Origin of the sequence: Saliniferula longa, from assembly GCF_050789285.1 — a bacterium.
In the GTDB taxonomy this organism is placed as follows: domain Bacteria; phylum Pseudomonadota; class Alphaproteobacteria; order Rhodobacterales; family Rhodobacteraceae; genus CAVPWP01.
The window spans coordinates 765,591-782,653 of the sequence record NZ_JBOUVX010000002.1; the positions used below are offsets into that span (position 1 = coordinate 765,591).

Annotated in this window: 16 protein-coding genes; 9 read left to right on the forward strand and 7 right to left on the reverse strand. The window is 67.4% G+C overall.

What is annotated here, in order from left to right:
- Positions 1 to 28: 28 nt before the first annotated feature.
- Together ACRDNQ_RS10295 and ACRDNQ_RS10300 are read right to left on the reverse strand one after the other, a co-directional pair.
- On the reverse strand, positions 29 to 472 hold the full coding sequence (locus ACRDNQ_RS10295; protein WP_431828555.1) for a MaoC family dehydratase: 444 nt from the start codon (positions 470 to 472) through the stop codon (positions 29 to 31).
- A 91-nt stretch (positions 473 to 563) separates the two neighbouring features.
- Positions 564 to 1,436, reverse strand: a complete 873-nt coding sequence (locus ACRDNQ_RS10300) for a TIGR01459 family HAD-type hydrolase (protein WP_431828556.1) — start codon at positions 1,434 to 1,436, stop codon at positions 564 to 566.
- A gap of 131 nt (positions 1,437 to 1,567) precedes the next feature.
- Here ACRDNQ_RS10300 and ACRDNQ_RS10305 point away from each other — a divergent pair, with 131 nt between their 5' ends.
- Complete coding sequence (locus ACRDNQ_RS10305; RefSeq protein ID WP_431828557.1) at positions 1,568 to 2,191, forward strand: hypothetical protein; 624 nt, start codon at positions 1,568 to 1,570, stop codon at positions 2,189 to 2,191.
- On the opposite strand, the gene ACRDNQ_RS10310 is transcribed toward ACRDNQ_RS10305, so the two are convergent.
- Entirely contained in the window at positions 2,181 to 3,101 is a 921-nt protein-coding gene (locus tag ACRDNQ_RS10310; protein ID WP_431828558.1) for a manganese-dependent inorganic pyrophosphatase, read from the reverse strand. The two genes, ACRDNQ_RS10305 and ACRDNQ_RS10310, sit on opposite strands and share 11 nt — an antisense overlap.
- 243 nt (positions 3,102 to 3,344) lie before the next feature.
- Between ACRDNQ_RS10310 and groES the strand changes: the two genes are divergently transcribed.
- The 5 genes from groES to ACRDNQ_RS10335 all read left to right on the forward strand — a co-directional run bounded on the left by groES (position 3,345) and on the right by ACRDNQ_RS10335 (position 8,346).
- Positions 3,345 to 3,632 (forward strand): co-chaperone GroES, encoded by a 288-nt coding sequence (gene groES, locus ACRDNQ_RS10315; RefSeq protein WP_431828559.1) that lies wholly within the window; start codon positions 3,345 to 3,347, stop codon positions 3,630 to 3,632.
- Positions 3,633 to 3,685: 53 nt separating this feature from the next.
- Complete coding sequence (groL, locus tag ACRDNQ_RS10320) at positions 3,686 to 5,320, forward strand: chaperonin GroEL (RefSeq protein WP_431828560.1); 1,635 nt, start codon at positions 3,686 to 3,688, stop codon at positions 5,318 to 5,320.
- A gap of 121 nt (positions 5,321 to 5,441) precedes the next feature.
- Complete coding sequence (locus ACRDNQ_RS10325; protein ID WP_431828561.1) at positions 5,442 to 6,305, forward strand: NAD(P)-dependent oxidoreductase; 864 nt, start codon at positions 5,442 to 5,444, stop codon at positions 6,303 to 6,305.
- The gene (locus ACRDNQ_RS10330) at positions 6,302 to 7,150 is read left to right on the forward strand and encodes a DMT family transporter (RefSeq protein ID WP_431828562.1); all 849 of its coding nucleotides are present in this window, start codon (positions 6,302 to 6,304) and stop codon (positions 7,148 to 7,150) included. Before ACRDNQ_RS10325 ends, ACRDNQ_RS10330 begins: the two co-directional genes overlap by 4 nt.
- Positions 7,151 to 7,215: 65 nt before the next feature.
- Positions 7,216 to 8,346 (forward strand): bactofilin family protein, encoded by a 1,131-nt coding sequence (locus ACRDNQ_RS10335; RefSeq protein ID WP_431828563.1) that lies wholly within the window; start codon positions 7,216 to 7,218, stop codon positions 8,344 to 8,346.
- Between the two features lie 7 nt (positions 8,347 to 8,353).
- Here ACRDNQ_RS10335 and ACRDNQ_RS10340 read toward each other — a convergent pair whose 3' ends face one another.
- Genes ACRDNQ_RS10340 through ACRDNQ_RS10350 form a run of 3 tightly spaced genes read right to left on the reverse strand, consistent with a single transcriptional unit; the run spans position 8,354 to position 12,809 of the window.
- The gene (locus ACRDNQ_RS10340; RefSeq protein ID WP_431828564.1) at positions 8,354 to 9,229 is read right to left on the reverse strand and encodes a dimethyl sulfoxide reductase anchor subunit family protein; all 876 of its coding nucleotides are present in this window, start codon (positions 9,227 to 9,229) and stop codon (positions 8,354 to 8,356) included.
- The gene (locus tag ACRDNQ_RS10345) at positions 9,229 to 9,978 is read right to left on the reverse strand and encodes a 4Fe-4S dicluster domain-containing protein (RefSeq protein WP_431828565.1); all 750 of its coding nucleotides are present in this window, start codon (positions 9,976 to 9,978) and stop codon (positions 9,229 to 9,231) included. Before ACRDNQ_RS10345 ends, ACRDNQ_RS10340 begins: the two co-directional genes overlap by 1 nt.
- Positions 9,975 to 12,809 (reverse strand): molybdopterin oxidoreductase family protein, encoded by a 2,835-nt coding sequence (locus tag ACRDNQ_RS10350; RefSeq protein ID WP_431828566.1) that lies wholly within the window; start codon positions 12,807 to 12,809, stop codon positions 9,975 to 9,977. The genes ACRDNQ_RS10345 and ACRDNQ_RS10350 overlap by 4 nt, the downstream gene beginning before the upstream one ends.
- A 115-nt stretch (positions 12,810 to 12,924) precedes the next feature.
- Here ACRDNQ_RS10350 and ACRDNQ_RS10355 point away from each other — a divergent pair, with 115 nt between their 5' ends.
- A complete protein-coding gene (locus tag ACRDNQ_RS10355) occupies positions 12,925 to 13,179 on the forward strand; it encodes an Lrp/AsnC ligand binding domain-containing protein (RefSeq protein ID WP_431828567.1) in 255 nt (84 codons plus the stop codon).
- 76 nt (positions 13,180 to 13,255) lie between these two features.
- Here ACRDNQ_RS10355 and ACRDNQ_RS10360 read toward each other — a convergent pair whose 3' ends face one another.
- Entirely contained in the window at positions 13,256 to 14,191 is a 936-nt protein-coding gene (locus tag ACRDNQ_RS10360) for a LysR substrate-binding domain-containing protein (protein ID WP_431828568.1), read from the reverse strand.
- Positions 14,192 to 14,406: 215 nt separating this feature from the next.
- Here ACRDNQ_RS10360 and ACRDNQ_RS10365 point away from each other — a divergent pair, with 215 nt between their 5' ends.
- Together ACRDNQ_RS10365 and ACRDNQ_RS10370 are read left to right on the forward strand one after the other, a co-directional pair.
- Positions 14,407 to 16,647, forward strand: coding sequence for a putative monovalent cation/H+ antiporter subunit A (locus ACRDNQ_RS10365; RefSeq protein ID WP_431829112.1), 2,241 nt, complete (start codon positions 14,407 to 14,409; stop codon positions 16,645 to 16,647).
- Positions 16,644 to 17,063, forward strand: coding sequence for a Na+/H+ antiporter subunit B (locus tag ACRDNQ_RS10370; protein ID WP_431828569.1), 420 nt, complete (start codon positions 16,644 to 16,646; stop codon positions 17,061 to 17,063). The genes ACRDNQ_RS10365 and ACRDNQ_RS10370 overlap by 4 nt, the downstream gene beginning before the upstream one ends.

Sequence of the window (17,063 nt, forward strand, 5' to 3'; positions counted from 1 at the left end):
TATCGCCGCGCGCGCCGGGGTGCAAGCGTCAGTCGAACTTGCCGGACGGCGCCAGCACGACGGCCTCGCCCTTGAGGACGGGCTTGCCGTTCACGAGGCAGCGTGTGTCAAGCGTGACGCGGCGCTTGGCATAGTCGATCGCCATGACCTCGACCTCGGCGCGGACATGATCGCCGGGACGCACGGGGGCAAGGAACCTGAGCGTCTGGCCCAGATAGACGGTGCCATGTCCGGGAAGCTGCTCGCCGATGACGGCCGAGATCAGGCCGGCGGTCAGCATTCCGTGGGCGATGCGGCCCTCGAAGATCGTGTCCATCGCATAGGCGTCGTCCAGATGCACCGGGTTCCGGTCGGTCGAGACCTGGGCGAAAAGCTCGATGTCGAGATCGGTGATCTCCTTCACGAGGTGGCGCGTCATGCCCACCTCGAGATCCTCGATGACGATGGTTCCACGCGGCATGTTGTCGAGCATCGCAAAATCCGTTCCGCAACATTCGGGCGCTTGTGGTCCGAACTTTGAAACTTAATTACTTTGCGGCCGCAGAAAAGCAAGCTCTATCGGGTCAGCGCAGCTTACCTATCGCGTAGGTCGAGGTGACCATCTCCTGCGCCAGGTAACGCTCGAGCGCGTCCGGGTCGGGGTCCGTCACCGTCCGCGTCTCGGTCGCCGCGATCCCGCCGGTGACGAAAAGCGAATCGATGTCCTCGCCCAGAGCGCCCTTGATGTCGGTCGCGATCCCATCGCCCACGGCAAGGATGCGCGAGTCCGGAACCGAATCGCCTAGATCGGCCAGCCGGCGCCGGGCAAGGTCGTAGACGGGCGGATGAGGCTTGCCGAAGTAAAGGCTTTCGCCGCCCATCTCTTCGTAAAGCGCGGCAAGGGCCCCGGCGCACCAGATGCGTTCGTGGCCCCGGTCGACCACGATGTCGGGATTTGCGCAAAGAAGCTTGAGCCCCTTGGTCTTGGCGTAAAGGAATTCGCCCCGATAGGCCGAGGGATCGGCGTGAGGGTCCTGTGGGCCGGTGCAGACGATGCCCGTCGCCTCGGTCAGGGGAACCCGGCGGACTTCCGGGCAGGGATCAAGCAGGTGGATCGGCTCGAAGAAGGTCAGGTCTCGCTCTTCTCCGATGAAATGGACGTCATGACCGACCGCGCCCTGGAACATGGCCAGCCGCGCGCTGTCGCCCGAGGTGGCGATCACGTCCCAGCAGTCGCGCGGAACGCCCATGCCATCCAGTTGCACCTCGACGTCGTGCCGGGGGCGCGGGGCGTTGGTCAGCAACACGACCTTGCCCCCGCCCGCGCGAAAGCCACGCAACGCCGCCACCGCTTCGGGGAAGGGGGCGATGCCGTTGTGAAGGCATCCCCAGAGGTCGCAGAAGAGGGCATCGTAGTTGGCCGCGATGTCGGCTAGGCTTTCGATGATGCGGGTCATAGGATCTCCGGAAGAAGGCGCGACAGGCTCATGACGTCCCCGTGTGAAGCCTGCACGACGGGAAGAAAAGGGGCCTGTCGCGTGATCGCCGACTTTTTCGGGATGTGCGAATGACCTTGCGCCGCGTTGTATTGGCCCTTCTCTACCTGGGCCTTCTTGCTGGCGGGCTTTGGCTGTCGACCCTGCTGCACGAGGTTGTGGCGGATGTCGAGGCGGGGCCGGTCGCGCGTGGCGCCATCGTTCTTGGGGTCTTTCTCTTCATCGCGTTCTCGGCCCTGCCCTTCGTGCCCGGCGCCGAGATCGGTCTGGGGCTTCTGATGGTGCTGGGGGCGCGGGGGGCGTTGCTGGTCTATCTGGCGATGGTGGCCGCGCTGGCGCTGTCCTTCGCCATGGGGCGTTTCGTGACGCCCGGCTGGATTGCCCGCGCCCTTGGCGCGCTGGGCCTCGAGCGGGCGCGCGATTTCGTCCTGAGAACCGCCGATCTGGCCGACGCCGACAGGGTGCGCTTCATCGAGAGTACCGCCCCAAGGCGCTGGGTCCCGTTTCTGCTTCGCAACCGCTATGTCGCCCTTGCGCTTTTGTTCAACATGCCGGGCAACGTCGTCCTGGGCGGCGGCGGAGGCATAGCCTTCGCTGCCGGCGCCAGCCGCCTGTTCGGGGCGGGACCCTACGTTCTGACCGTGCTGATCGCCGTCGCGCCGGTCCCGCTCATGTTCTGGCTGTTCGGGACCGGCGGGGTCTGGTTCACAGTGTAAGCGCCGGGATGATCTGCTTCTTGCGGCTCATTATGCCGGGCAGGACGACCGTGTCGCCGGTGACCGTGGCGCCGAAGCTTTTCTCGGCAAGGGTCTTCACCAGATCGTTCGGCACCAGAAGCGTCGCCTGCTCGTTGAGGATGTCGACCACGAAGAGAAGCACCTGGTCGGCGCCGTCTTCCTTCGCCACGTCCGTCATCGCCGCCATCAGGCTCTGCTTGCGCGACAGCACCGTCGCGGGCGAGGTGGTCTCCAGGACCGAGACGCGCAATTCCTTGCCGGCGACGGTGTATTCCTTGGAATCCATCCGCAGCAGTTCGGCATCCGAAAAGGCCGACACGTCGGACTTCGCCGCGAACAATTCGGCGGCGTAATCGGGGATCGAGATGCCAAGCTCGTGCGCAAGATCCTCGGCCACGGCGCGGTCATGCGCGGTCGTGGTGGGCGAGCGGAACTCAAGCGTGTCCGACAGGATGCACGACAGCATGACCGCGCGCACCCAGTCGGGCATCTTCGCGGTGTCGTCGCCCATCAGGTCGTAAAGGATCGTCGCCGTGCAGGCGAGCGGGCGGACGGTGATGTCGATCGGTCCCTTGGTCTCGAGTCCGCCCACCAACTTGTGGTGGTCGATGATCGCCCGGATGTCGGCGTCGTTGATGCCCGCCGGCAGTTCCGCCGGATTGTTCGTGTCGACGATGACAACCGGCTGACCGGCGGGAACGTCACCGATCATGCGGGGCTTCGGGATGTCCCAGCGCGTCAGCACGAAGGCGGCCTCGGTGTTGGGCTCTCCCAGCAGGACGGCCTCGGCGTCGCCGCCCTGCACCTCGTTCAGGTACCAGGCCCAAATGATCGGCGATCCGGTCGAATCGGTGTCGGGGGACTTGTGGCCGAAGACGAGAGTGGTCATGCGAATGTTCCTGAGGATCAGCTTTGAAGGGGGTGTGGTTCGCGCGCCTTATAGGTAGGGGCGCGGGCCTTGTCACGGGGAAGACGGGGCATGACCGGGTATGCCACCCGATGCGGTCCGGGAACCCGCGATTTTGCGGAATGATGCGTTGACACCCGCCCGCGCCTTGCCTATCTCCGCAGCGTTAGCACTCGACCAAGGTGAGTGCTAAGAAAAGAAACATGAGCCAAGGAGCGTTCTGAGATGGCTTTCAAACCTCTGCATGACCGTGTGCTGGTCCGTCGCGTCCAGAGCGACGAGAAGACCAAAGGGGGCCTGATCATCCCCGACAGCGCAAAAGAAAAGCCCGCCGAGGGCGAAGTTGTCGCTGTTGGCGCTGGCGCCAAGGACGAGGACGGCGATCGGATCAAGATGGACGTCAAGGCCGGCGACCGTATCCTGTTCGGCAAGTGGTCGGGCACCGAGATCACGCTGGACGGCGAAGAGCTGCTGATCATGAAGGAAAGCGACATCCTCGGCGTGATCGATTGATCGCCTGAACCTGTCGATCCACCAGAAATTCCAGACAACCAGGAGCAAGCAACATGGCTGCTAAGGACGTCAAATTCGACACCGATGCCCGCAACCGCATGCTGCGCGGCGTCAACATTCTTGCCGACGCGGTGAAGGTCACGCTGGGCCCCAAGGGCCGCAACGTCGTGATCGACAAATCCTTCGGCGCCCCGCGCATCACCAAGGACGGTGTGACGGTCGCCAAGGAAATCGAGCTTGAGGACAAGTTCGAGAACATGGGCGCCCAGATGGTGAAGGAAGTCGCTTCCCGCACCAACGACGAGGCCGGCGACGGCACGACGACCGCCACGGTTCTGGCCCAGGCGATCGTCCGCGAAGGCATGAAGTCGGTCGCGGCCGGCATGAACCCGATGGACCTCAAGCGCGGCATCGACATGGCCACCGCGAAAGTCGTCGAGCACATCAAGTCCGCCGCCCGCCCGGTGAACGACAGCGCGGAAGTCGCCCAGGTCGGCACCATCTCGGCCAACGGCGAAGCCGAAATCGGCCGCCAGATCGCCGACGCGATGCAGAAGGTCGGCAACGACGGCGTCATCACCGTGGAAGAGAACAAGGGCCTCGAGACCGAGACCGAGGTCGTCGAAGGCATGCAGTTCGACCGCGGCTACCTGTCGCCCTACTTCGTCACCAACGCCGACAAGATGTCGGCCGAGCTCGACGACGTGCTGATCCTGCTGCACGAGAAGAAGCTGTCGTCGCTTCAGCCGATGGTTCCGCTGCTCGAGGCCGTGATCCAGTCGCAGAAGCCGCTGCTGATCATCGCCGAGGACGTGGAAGGCGAAGCGCTGGCCACCCTCGTGGTCAACAAGCTGCGCGGTGGCCTGAAGATCGCCGCCGTGAAGGCCCCGGGCTTCGGCGACCGCCGCAAGGCCATGCTGCAGGACATCGCGATCCTGACCGGCGGCCAGGTGATCTCGGAAGATCTTGGCATGAAGCTGGAAAGCGTCACGCTTGACATGCTGGGCCGCGCCAAGAAGGTCCTGATCAAGAAGGACGACACCACGATCATCGACGGCAACGGCGAGAAGGCCGAGATCGAGGCGCGCGTCGCCCAGATCCGTGGCCAGATCGAAGAGACCACCTCGGACTACGACCGCGAAAAGCTTCAGGAACGTGTGGCCAAGCTGGCCGGCGGCGTTGCCGTCATCCGTGTCGGCGGCATGACCGAAGTCGAAGTGAAAGAGCGCAAGGACCGCGTGGACGATGCGCTGAACGCGACCCGCGCCGCGGTGCAGGAAGGCGTTGTCGTCGGTGGCGGCGTTGCCCTGATCCAGGGCGCCAAGTCGCTTGACGGCCTGAAGGGCGCCAACCCCGACCAGGACGCCGGCATCGCCATCGTCCGTCGTGCGCTGGAAGCTCCGCTGCGCCAGATCGCCGAAAACTCAGGCGTGGACGGTTCGGTCGTCGCGGGCAAGATCCGCGAATCCAGCGACCTGTCCTTCGGGTTCAACGCCCAGACCGAGGAATATGGCGACATGTTCAAGTTCGGCGTGATCGACCCGGCGAAAGTCGTGCGCACCGCGCTTGAGGATGCGGCCTCGGTTGCCGGCCTCCTCATCACCACCGAGGCGATGGTGGCCGACAAGCCGAAGAAGGACGAGCCCGCGATGCCCGCCGGTGGCGGCATGGGCGGAATGGACTTCTGATCCGGACCGACAGAACCGGAAAAGGGCGCCTTCGGGCGCCCTTTTTCTTTCGGCGCGCGGCCTTGCCCCCCTGCCATGCAGGGTGCAGGGTTCGCGCGATTGACGAACACCGGAGAGATCCATGGACGAACGGATCGGCGTGATCGGCCTTGGCCGGATGGGCCACGCCCTTGCGGCGCGGCTGGCGATGCAAGGGTATGCCGTGACCGGCTGGACGCGCAGCGGCATCGACCCGGCCGCCGCGCGCGCGGCCGGGTTCGCCTCGGTTTCCTCGCTTGCCGACGCCGTGTCGGCCGCGGACGTCCTTCTTCTGTCGCTCTTCGACGAGGCGGCGGTGACGGACGTTCTGTCCCGCCTGGCCGCCCTCGACCTGTCGGGCAGGCTTCTGGTCGAGACAAGCACGGTGTCGCCCGAGGTGGTGCGAAGTGCCGCCCCGGCGATCGAGGCCGCAGGCGGACGGATCATCGATGCGCCGATCTCGGGTGGGCCCGAGATGGTGGCCGCCGGAACGATCGGCCTCTTCGTCGGCGGCGCGGAAAGCGACGTCGCGCGCTTCGCGCCGATCGCCGTCCACCTGACGCCGCGGGCCGTGCCGGTCGGCGCCCTTGGCGCCGGGCACGCCGCGAAGATCGTCAACAACGTCGCCCTTGGCGGGGCCTGGCAGGCGATGATCGAATCGATGCGCCTGGGCGCGCGCCTTGGCCTTGACCTGCCCACGATGGTCGAGCTTCTGCGGGAAAGTCCCGCGTCGAACCCGTCGTTCCGGACCCGCGTGCCGAAGATCCTGGGCGAGGACGACGAGGTCGGCTTTCCCGTCGCCGGCGTGGTGAAGGACCAGACCCTGTTCCTGCGCATCGCCGAGGCGGCGGGCGAAAACCTGCCTGCCCTGACGGCCGCGCGCGGGAACTTCGCCGCGGCGGCCGAGGCGGGTCTGGCGGACGCGGATCTTGCGCGGGTCATCCCCTTCCGGGTCCGTCGCACGTGACCGCCGCGCTGCGCCTCGGGCTTCTGGTGGCGCTGGTCATGACGGCCTTCGCGGCAAATTCGGTCCTGAACCGTCTGGCCCTCGCGGGGGGCGGGGCCGGGCCGGCGGCCTTCGCCGCCGTCCGCCTTCTGACTGGCGCGGCGGCGCTGGCCGTCCTTCTTCGTCTGCGGGGCCGTGCCCTGCCGCTTGCCGCCAAGGGCCGCTGGAAGGGGGCCGGCGCGCTGGCGCTGTACGTTCTGGGGTTTTCCTTCGCCTATGTGACGCTCGATGCCGGCGTTGGCGCGCTGATCCTTTTCGGCGGGGTGCAGATCACCATGTTCGCGGGCGCGCTGATCGGGGGGGAACGCCCCTCACCCCTGCGCTGGGCCGGGGCCGGGGTGGCCGTCCTTGGCCTTGTCTGGCTGCTTTGGCCCGCCGGGGCGGCGGTGCCGAACGCGGGCGGGGCGGCCCTGATGGCGGCGGCCGCGCTTGGCTGGGGGGTCTATTCGCTGATCGGGCGCGGGGCGACCGACCCGCTGGCCGAGACGGCGGCGAACTTCGTCTGGGCTGCGCCCGTCGGGCTGCTGGCCTGGATCGTGGTCGCCGACGCGATGGCCCCTTCGGGCGTGCTGCTTGCGGCGCTGTCCGGCGTGGTGACCTCGGGCCTTGGCTACGCGCTGTGGTATGCCGTCCTGCCCCGGCTTGCGGCATCGACGGCCGCGCTTTCACAGCTTACCGTGCCGGTGATCGCGCTGGCAGGGGGGGCGGTGCTGCTGGGCGAGGCGGTGACATTGCGGGTGGTCCTTGCCTCGGCGCTGGTGATCGGCGGCGTGGCGCTGGGCGTCGCGGCGACCCGGCGCCGTTGATCTTTCTCAAGGCGCGGGCGAGCCGCGTTGCCTATCGTCGCCGCGAGTCATTTCAGGAGGCCAACATGCGCATTCATGCCATTGCATTCATCCTCGCGGTTCTTGCCGGCCCCGTCGCCGCCCAGGACGAAGCGCGGTTCTCGATCGGCGGCGACACCTTCCTTGCAGGCAGGACCGTCACCTTCGAAGCCGCCGGTGGAGACGATCTTTTCGCGGCGGGACAGCGGGTGCGGGCGACTGCCGACCTTGCGGGATCCGCGTATCTTGCCGGGCAGGACGTGACCCTTGACGGGGCCGCCGGCGGCGACGTCCACGCCCTTGGACAGTCGGTCACCGTCACCGGGGACGTGGCCGGCGATCTGTCCGCCTCGGGGCAGGACCTGCGCCTTTCAGGCGCGATCGGCGGCGACCTGCGCGCGGCGGGCTCGACGGTCGTGATCGCGGGCCTGGTCGGCGGCTACGCCCTTCTAGGCGGGGAAGAGGTTCGGATCGGGGCCGAGATCGCGGGGGACGTCGTCCTTGGCGCGGAAACGGTGCGCTTCGAGCCGGGCGCACGGATCGGCGGCGCGCTGACCATCTTCGAAGACGACATGGGTGACGTGGTCGTGCCCGAGTCCGTCATCCCGGCGGACCGCATCACGCGCCGCAAATTCGAAGAGTTCGAAAGCCAGGCGGTTCCGCGCGCCCTGCCAAGCGCGCGCGACCTGATCGGCCGGTTCCTGGGCGGCGTGATCATGGTGGCGCTTCTGGCGGCACTGATCGCCGCCCTGATCCCCGATCGCCTGGCCGACATGCGCCGCAGGGCGCTGGCCGCGCCGTTCCGGACCATGGGCGTGGGCTTCGTGGCGCAGTCGGCGATCATCGGTTCGGTCGTCGTCGTCGCGATGACCCTGATCGGCCTGCTTCTGGTGCCCGGCATAATGCTTCTGGCCGGGGCAAGCGCGCTTTCCGGCTATGTGGTCGGCGCCTATGCCTTTGGCGTGGGCCTACTTCTGCTGATCGGCCGGGACGAGCCTGACAGCCTGGCCGAACGCGCCATCGCGGCAGGCGCCGGCGCGCTTATCGCCGGTGTGCTGGCGCTGGTACCCTTCCTTGGCTGGCTTTTCGTCATCGCGCTGTCGCTGGTGGGCATCGGCGCGATCGTGGGCGAGATCACCGGCTGGCGCGGGGGCCGCGAAGACGGGCGCACGGCCTGAACGGCCCCTAACGCTTGCCGTAGTAGAGGCCGACGACGTGCTCGGCCTCGGCATAGAACAGCCAGCGCGCGCAGGCGGTCCCGGCCACGTGGCTTAGCACGGTGAGGGCCGCCAGAGCGTGCGAAAACGGCAGACCCAGGAGGATCGCCCAGGGCAGGGCGAAGGCCAGCACGAATGCGATGACGCGCAGCTTCGCCGCGTGCTTGCGCGCCACGACATGCACCATCTCGGTCAGCAGATAGTTCGTGCCGGTATGCGGGGGTTCGAAGGCCCGGACCGCCCCCCTGTCGCCAAGGCCGGTGGCGCTGCCGATGCTTGTCCCGGACCGCGCGAAGCGTTTGTCCCCGTCCTGCCAGACCCAAAGCTGGAACACGCCGGTCAGCAGGAAGAGGATCGAGGCAAGGCTTGTCTGGCCGGCCAGAAGCGCGCCACCGGTGACGGAATAGGCAAGAAAGAGTGCCGGCGTCGACCAGTGATGCCAGCGCGGCACGGTCCTGAGCTGGGTATAGATCATCGCCGTGGCAATGACCGTGGCCAGAGCGAGTGCTGCGCCCAGAACCCCCAGCGCACCGATCCGCGCGCCGAAGACCACAAGCGCCGCGCCGTGAAGCCCGTTGACGACCAGCGCCGCCACCGACAGCCAGGCTTCGCGCGACAGCCAGCTCGACCGCCACTGGCTGAAGGCCTTGAGCGCGCGTTCGGGGTGTCCAAGATGTAGGGTCGATGCCAACAGGCCACCACCGGCCAGCGCGAAGGCGAGGGCGTAGAAGGCGAAGGCGACCCAGCCCGCGACCGGCGGCATCCCGAGGCCAAGAAAGGCCATCAGGCCGAAGCCAAGCCCCGACAGCGTCGTGAAGACGATGAGCGACGGCGCGGGATGCATCAGCCCAGCCGGTCCAGCGTCCGGTCGAGCCAGCCCAGAAAGCCCTGCGGCGTCTCGGCCAGCGGGGCAAGGAACGGGGCCAGCACGTCAAGGTCGGCCGGCTGGTCCTTGGGGCGCGGGGGCAGGTACTTGTTGACCGGACGTGTGCCCTGTTCGGGCATGAGGTCCATGCCGCCACGTTCGGCCACAAGCCGCGACACGTCGCTGTCGGGGTCGGACAGGTCGCCGAAATGCCGCGCGCCCGCGGGACAGGTGCGGACGCAGGCGGGAAGGCGGTCTTCCTCGGGCAGGTTCGGGTTGTCGATGCGGTCGACGCAGAGCGTGCATTTCTTCATCACCTGCTCGGTCGGGTCCATCTCGCGCGCGCCGTAGGGGCAGGCCCAGGCGCACAGGCCGCAGCCGATGCAGTCGGCCTCGTTCACCAGCACGATCCCGTCGGCGGCGCGCTTGTAGCTTGCACCGGTGGGGCAGACCGTCACGCAGGGCGCGTCGTCGCAATGCAGGCACGACTTCGGGAAGTGCACGATCTGCGCTGGCCCGGCTTCGGGCTGAATCTCGAAGGAATGGACGCGGTTGAGGAAGGCCCCCGCCGGGTTCGCGCCAAAGGGGTCGGCGTCCGACAGGGGCGCCCCGTAGGCTTCGGTGTTCCAGCCCTTGCAGGCGGTGACGCAGGCGTGACAGCCGACACAGGTGTCGAGGTCGATCACAAGGCCAAGCGACCTTTCGGTGCGGGCGGGAAGCGACGTCATGCGCGCGCCGTCCGGGCCGGGGCGTGTGGCGCGGGCTGGACCGCGCTGCGCAGCGGCGGCAGGTCGGGATCGGCGTTGGCCGGCGCGGGAACGCGCTCGACCCGGACGCGCAGGTCGAACCAGGCGGCCTGGCCGGTCACCGGGTCCGCGTTCGCCCATCGGTGCCCATCGCCGCGCTCGGGCAGAAGCTCGTGGATCAGGTGGTTCAGAAGAAAGCCCTTCGTCGCCTCGGGCGCGTCGGGGCTGAGCGCCCAGGCGCCCCTGCGCTTGCCGATGGCGTTCCAGGTCCAGACGGTTTCGGGGTTCAGGGCGGCGTGGTGGGCGACCGGGACGGTGATCTCGCCATGGGGCGAGGTCACCCGCGCCCAGTCGCCGTCGCGGAAGCCCTGCGCCAGCCAGACGGCCGTGGGCAGGTACAACGGGTTCGATCCGTGGATCTGCCGCAGCCAGGCGTTCTGGCTGCCCCAGGAATGATACATCGCCATCGGGCGCTGGGTCAGGGCGTGAAGCGGGAAGGCCGTGTGGTCGGTCGCGGCATCCTCGAAGGCCGGATACCAGGTGGGCAGCGGGTCCATGGCAAGGCGGACGCGGTCGCGCATGTGATCGGGCGGCTGGCGCCGCCCCTTCCCTTCGGCCGCCATCTGGAAGCGGCGCATCGGTTCGGACAGGATCGAGAAGAGATAGGGCTGCGGCGCGTCGTAAAGTCCGATGCCCACGGCCCAGTCCTGATAGGCCTGGTTCCATGGCTTGTAGAACAGCGCCTCGTCCGGGATATGAGTGACGCAGAACCCCCCGTTGTCGATATAGCGCTGCAGCTGGTCCGGGTTCGGCGCGCCGCGCCCCGTCTTGGTGCCGTCGGCGCCGCGCCAGCCCATCAGGGGGCCGATGCCCGGCTTGCGTTCGTGGTTGACCATGTAGTCGGCGTAGTCGCGGTATTTCGGGCCTCCCTCCGCGGTCACGAAGCCCGGCAGGCCAAGCCGCGCGCCAAGATCGAGAAGCACCGACTGGAAACCGCGCACGCCGGCATGTCCGGGCCGCTCGGGTTCGACCACGGGCCAGCGGATCGCATCGGCGGCCGCGTCGGCCTCGCAGATCGGGCGGTCGAGAAGGCTGATGCAGTCGTGGCGTTCCAGATAGGTCGTGTCGGGTAGGATCAGGTCGGCATAGGCGACCATCTCGGACGAATAGGCGTCGGAATAGATGATGCGCGGGATGACGTAATCGCCGGCCGCGTCGGTGTCCGTCAGCATATCGATGACGCGGCGGGTGCCCATGGACGAGTTCCACGCCATGTTCGCCATGTAGAGAAAGAGCGTGTCGATCCGGTAAGGATCGCCCGCATGCGCGTTCGGGATCACCATATGCATGAGGCCATGCGCGCTCATCGGGTTGTCCCAGGTGAAGCCCTTGTCGATGCGCGCGGGCGTGCCGTCGTCTCGGTAAAGCAGGTCGTCCGGTCCCTGGACATAGCCCAGGTGCGGCCCGTCGAGCGGCTGGCCCGGCACCGCCTTGCCGTGCGGTCGAGGGTGGACCGATGCGGGCTTGGGGTAGGGCGGCTTCATGCGGAAGCCGCCGGGCGTTTCGATGGTGCCCAGAAGCATCTGCAGCAGGTGCAGCGCGCGGGCGGTCTGGAAGCCGTTCGAATGGGCCGAGATGCCACGCATGGCGTGCATGGCGACCGGGCGGCCGACCATGGTCTCGTGCCGCTCGCCGCGGAAGTCGGTCCAGGGACGGTCGATCGTGATCGCCTCGTCGAAGGCCGTGCGGGCCAGTTCCGCCGCCAGCGTCCGGATGCGTTCGGCGGGAAGACCGCAACGCTCGGCCACGGCCTCGGGCGCGTAGGCGTCGGACAGATAGCGCTCGGCCATGAGGTGCAGGACGGGGCGGTGCGTGACGCCCGCGCGCCGCCAGGTCGCCGACAGGTCGGGACGGACGCCCGGCGCGTCGAAGGCCACGGGCTTGCCGGTGCGGCGGTCGATCACAAGCTCCTTGCCGGCGGCGTCGCGCAGCAAAAGACCGTGGGTGTCCGAGGCGGGGTCTTCGTCCACAAGGCAGGGGGCGTTGGTCCAGCGCGCGAGATAGTCGAGGTCGATGCGCCCCGCCTTCATCAGGCAATGGACGAGCGACAGGATGAGCAGTCCGTCGGTGCCGGGCGTGATCCCGTACCAGTCGTCGGCCACGGCGTTGTAGCCGGTGCGGATCGGGTTGACCCCGATCACCTTCGCGCCGCGGGCCTTGAGCTTGCTGATGCCCATCTTGATCGGGTTCGAATCGTGATCCTCGGCCACGCCGAAAAGCACGAACATCTTGGTGCGCTCCCAGTCGGGCTGGCCGAATTCCCAGAACGCACCGCCGATGGTGTAGATCCCGGCCGCCGCCATGTTCACCGAGCAGAAGCCGCCGTGCGCCGCATAGTTGGGGGTGCCGAAGCTTTGCGCCCAGTAGCTTGTGAAGCTCTGGCTCTGGTCGCGGCCGGTGAAGAACGCAAGTTTCGACGGGTCGGTGTCGCGCAGGGGCTTCAGCCACGAGACGGCGAGGTCCAGCGCTTCGTCCCAGCCGATCTCCGCGAACTCGCCCGAGCCGCGCGGGCCGATCCGGCGCAGCGGCGCGCGCAGCCGGGCGGGTGAGGTGTGCTGGCGGATCCCCGAGCTGCCCTTCGCGCAAAGAACGCCGCGGTTGACCGGATGGTCCCGATTCCCGTCGATGTATCGGACCTGTCCATCCTTCATGTGCACGTCGATGCCGCAGCGGCAGGCGCACATGTAGCAGGTCGTCTTTCTGACCTCGTCCGATATTTTCGGCGAGGCGTCGAATTCAGGTTCGCGCGTCATCGGGACTGTGATCTCTCCCCAGTCGCGATAGTGACCGCGCCACCTGCCCCGCGCAAGTCTGGTCAGCGCCGTTCCGACGCGCTAGAGCAAGACAGGAGCGTTCAGGGAGGGGTCGATGACCTGCGTTTTCGTTCAGCTGCGCTGCCATCCGGGCAAGACCTACGATGTGGCGCGCGAGGTCTATCTGCGCGAAATCGTGTCCGAGCTCTATTCGACAAGCGGCGATTTCGATCTGCTCGCCAAGATCTACATCCCCGAGGGCGAGGATGTGGGTGTCTTCATCAACGACCGTCTTCTCGACATTCCGGGGATCGCCAGGTCGCTGACCACGATGACGTTCAAGGCGATGCACGTGGACGGGGGGCGCTGAACCGGCGCACGCCTGCGGGGGCTCTCCCCCCGCGCCCCCGGAGTATTTCCGACGAGAAGACACCGACTGCTGGCGATCAGATGGTCGGGTCGGCGAAGGTGACGCGGACTTCCGGGGCATCGCGGGCAAGCACCCGGGCGGCGAGGCGCGCGAGCTGCCGGAATTCCTCGGCGTGGGCGGTGCCCCGGCGCCAGGCCATCCCGACGGTGCGCGATGGCGGTGCGCCAGAGATCGGCCGCGCGGTCACAAGCGTCTCGCGCGCCACCTCCGAGCGGACGTAGAGCGCGGGCAAAAGCGACAAGCCCATGCCCATCGCCACCATCTGGCGCAGGGTATCAAGGCTTGTACCTTCGTAGTCGTGGCTGAGTTCGGCCTCGAATTCCTCGGCCAGCGCCCGCATCTGTTCGTAAAGCCGGTGCCCCGGCTCGAGCGTCAGCAGGGTTTCGCCCTTCAATCGGCGGCGATCGACCGTCGCCCCGGCGGCAAGCGGATGATCGCGCGGCATCACCACCATCAGCGGCTCGTCGAAGATCGCCACGGTTTCGATGTCGCGTCGCTCGATGGGCAGGGGGTGGAACAGGAAATCGAGCGTGCCGGCCTCGAGCTGGCGCAGCAGGGTCTCGGGCAGGCCTTCGCGGATGTAGAGCCGAAGCGCTGGGTAGGTGTCGTGCAGGTCGGGTGCGATCAGTGGAAAGAGGTAGGAGCCCAGCGACTGGACGACGCCGGCGCGCAGGGTGCCCGACAGGGGGCGCTGGCCGCGTTGGGCCGTCTGGCGGATTTCGTCGACCTCGCGCAGGACGCGGCGGGCCCGGTCGACGACCTCGGTACCGACCGGCGTCAGCAGCACGCGCGAGCGGTTGCGTTCGACAAGGGTCACGCCGAGCCGCAGTTCGAGTTCCTTCAACTGGGCCGACAATGTGGGCTGGGTGACATGGCTGAGTTCGGCGGCGCGCCGAAAATGGAGCGTGTCGGCGACCGCGACGAGGTAGCGAAGTTGCTGGAGCGAGGGCATGGGAGCTTTCGATAGATTTCCTCTATCAATAGCGCCGGCTTTTTCGATTTCAACTTCGGAGCCAATGCCCCATATATCCGCGGGTCCGGAAAGCCGTACGGGGTTTCCGGGTGCAGAAGAAACGCGCGCCGCGATGGCGCGGGCGTCCCGCGTCGGGCGCAGGGACAGACGAGCGGTTCGGCATGGCCAAGAGCGAGGGCGTTCATACGCCCAGTATGACAGTGGCGGGATGGATCCCCGTGGCACTTGCCGCGGCGATCTTTGTCGTGCTGGTCCAGGCGATGCCGTCGGTTGCGGCAGGTCAGACGCTGCGCGTCGTCTGGCCCTGGGTTCCGAGCCTTGGCGTCAGCCTGAGTTTCTGGGTCGACGGGCTGAGCCTTACGTTCGGGCTGCTGATTTCCGGGATCGGCGCGCTGGTGTTCCTTTATTCCGGGACCTACCTGCGCGGGCATCCCCAATTCGTCCGTTTCATGCTGTTCCTGACGCTCTTCATGTTGTCGATGCTCGGGCTGGTGCTGGCCGACAACCTTCTGACCCTGTTCGTCTTCTGGGAACTGACCAGCGTCACGTCCTACCTGCTGATCGGCTTCAACCATGCCGAGGGCCAGTCGCGCCGGAATGCGCTGCAGGCGCTTCTGGTGACGGGAACCGGCGGGCTTGCGCTGCTGGCGGGGATCGTGCTGATCGGCGCCGTCGCCGGCACCTTCGAGCTGTCCGAGATCCGGGCGCAGGGCGATGCGGTTCTGACCAACGCACTTTACCTTCCGATCCTGCTGCTGTTCCTGGCCGGCGCCTTCACCAAGTCCGCGCAGGTGCCGTTCCACTTCTGGCTGCCCAACGCCATGGCGGCGCCAACGCCGGTATCGGCCTATCTGCATTCGGCGACGATGGTGAAGGCGGGGGTCTATCTGCTGGCGCGGATGCATCCGACCCTGTCGGGCAGCGACGTCTGGTTCTGGACGCTGACGATCTTCGGCGCGGTCACGGCGGTCTTCGCCAGCTTCATGGCGATCCGCCAGACCGACATGAAGCAGACGCTGGCCTATACCACGCTGATGGCGCTGGGAACGCTGACGCTCTACCTCGGGCAGGATTCAGGCTATGCGATCACCGCGGCGATGACCTTTCTTGTGGTGCATTCGCTGTACAAGGCGGCGCTGTTCCTGATGGCCGGGAACGTCGATCACGGCACCGGCACACGCGACGTCAACCTGCTGGGGGGGCTGGCGCGGGCCATGCCGGTCACGGCCATCGCCGGCGGGATCGCGGCGCTGTCGATGGCGGGCTTTCCACCCTTCATCGGCTTCATCGGCAAGGAGCTGAAATACGCCGGCGCCATCGCCGTGCAGGAAGCGCCCTACCTTGTCTCGGCCGCGGTGCTGACCGCGAACGCGCTGATGTTCGCGGCCGCCGGCATCGTGGCCTTCCGGCCCTTCTGGCGGCCGGCCGGTGGCCCTCTGCCCCAGACGCCGCACGAGGCGCCCTGGCAGATGTTGACGGGCCCCGTGATCCTGGCCGCGGCCGGGGTCGCCTTCGGGCTTGCGCCGGCGCTGATCGCCGTGACGCTGATCGAGCCCGGCGTGGGCGCGATCCTGGGATCGCCCGAAGAGGCGAAGGCGTTGAAGCTTTGGGCCGGGGTGAACATCCCGCTGATGCTGTCGATCGCAACCTTCGTTCTGGGCTTCGCGCTTTATGCCGGGCATCGCCGCCTGCGGGGACTTGTCGCCGCGGTCGAGGCCCGGGGTCCCAGCCTTGACGGCAGCTGGGATGGCTGGATCGACGCCCTGAAGGCCGTGGCGGGCTGGCAGACCCGGGTGCTGCAATCGGGCGTGATGCGGCGTTATCTCTACATCGTTTTTGCGACGATCCTTGTGGGGGTTGGAGGCGCGCTGCTGCTGCGCGGCGGCTTCTCGCATGCGCTTGCCATGCCGAACCTGCAGATCAAGCACTGGGCGGTGGTCGCGCTGATCGTGGCCGGGGCGGGCCTGACCACAATGACGGACTCGCGCATCGCGGCGATCGGCGGGCTTGGCGCCGTGGGGATCGGGGTCGCGCTGATCTTCATCATCTTCGGCGCGCCGGACGTGGCGATCACCCAACTGCTGGTCGAGACCCTGGTGGTGGTGCTGTTCGCCGTCGCTGCGCTGCGTCTGCCGCGCCTGTCCGAGACGGCGGGCGCGGGCCGGTTCAGGCCCTTCGACGCGATCCTGGCCAGCGCGATCGGCACGGTCATCATGCTGGTGATGCTGATGTCCACCGCCGGGCCCATCGATCGCAAGATCACCGACTATTTCGAGGATGCAAGCTGGCCCGAGGCCTATGGCCGCAACATCGTCAACGTCATCCTTGTCGACTTCCGCGCGCTTGACACCTTTGGCGAGATCGCGGTGGTCGTGATCGCCGCGCTGGGCGCCTTTGCGCTGCTCAAGGGCGGACGGAAGGGGAGCGCGCGATGAACTCGATCATCCTGATGGCGGGCACGCGGCTTCTGGTGGCGCTGCTTCTGGTCTTTTCGGTCTTCATGCTTCTGCGTGGCCACAACGAACCGGGCGGCGGCTTCATCGGCGGGCTGATCGGGGCCACGGGGTTCGTCGTCTATGCCATCGCCTGCGGCACCGACAGCGCCCGCCGCGCGTTGCGTGTCCGGCCGGAAAACCTTGCCATGGCGGGTCTTGGGATCGCGCTTCTGGCCGGGGTGATGGCCATCGCCTTCGGCGACGGGTTCTTCACCGGCCAATGGCTGTTTCTCGGCGCGACCGAGACCGACAAGGGGCTACCGATCTCGTCGGTCCTGGTCTTCGACATCGGCGTCTACCTTGTCGTGATGGGGTCGATCCTGACGCTTGTCTTCGCGCTGGAAGAGGCGATCTGA